Annotated in this window: 1 protein-coding gene; it reads left to right on the top strand. The window is 42.4% G+C overall.

Features of this window, described 5'->3' with window-relative positions; all coding sequences use genetic code 11:
- The coding region (locus FC85_RS01300; RefSeq protein WP_157051255.1) for an IS30 family transposase at positions 1 to 262 on the top strand (262 nt) is incomplete at both ends.

Raw genomic sequence — 262 nt, 5'->3', positions numbered from 1 at the left:
CCCCGGATAGGGGTAAAGAGTTTGCCAAAGTTCAATGTTTAACTGATAAGTTTGGTACGCCCTTCTACTTTCCCGATCCTCACTCTCCTTGGCAACGAGGAACTAACGAAAATACTAACGGCTTGCTTCGCGAATATTTGCCAAAAGGAACTGACCTTGATTCAATTACTGACCGCCGGATACAAGCATATGCAGAACAAATGAATAATCGTCCCCGTAAATGTCTCGGATGGAAAACGCCTTATGAAATATTCTTTAATGT

Origin of the sequence: Lentilactobacillus diolivorans DSM 14421 (genome assembly GCF_001434255.1) — a bacterium.
Classification (GTDB): domain Bacteria; phylum Bacillota; class Bacilli; order Lactobacillales; family Lactobacillaceae; genus Lentilactobacillus; species Lentilactobacillus diolivorans.
The sequence above is the reverse complement of the archived record's forward strand: the minus strand, read 5'-3'. Positions and strand labels throughout refer to the sequence as shown.